The 263-nt window shown below is 49.8% G+C and carries 1 rRNA gene; it reads left to right on the plus strand.

Annotated features, from left to right (window positions below):
* Positions 1 to 263: ribosomal RNA gene (locus QP119_RS11580) — 23S ribosomal RNA — on the plus strand; the annotation flags it as partial.

Here is a 263-nt window from a genome sequence, read left to right on the forward strand (position 1 = left end):
GGACCATCCCGCAAGGCTAAATACTCCCTAGTGACCGATAGTGAACCAGTACCGTGAGGGAAAGGTGAAAAGCACCCCGGAAGGGGAGTGAAATAGATCCTGAAACCGTGTGCCTACAAGTAGTCAAAGCACATTAAAGTGTAATGGCGTGCCTTTTGTAGAATGAACCGGCGAGTTACGTTAAGTAGCGAGGTTAAGACAGAAAAGTCGGAGCCGCAGCGAAAGCGAGTCTGAATAGGGCGAGCAGTTACTTGACGTAGACC

Origin of the sequence: Corynebacterium frankenforstense, assembly GCF_030211955.1 — a bacterium.
GTDB classification, from domain to species: domain Bacteria; phylum Actinomycetota; class Actinomycetes; order Mycobacteriales; family Mycobacteriaceae; genus Corynebacterium; species Corynebacterium frankenforstense_A.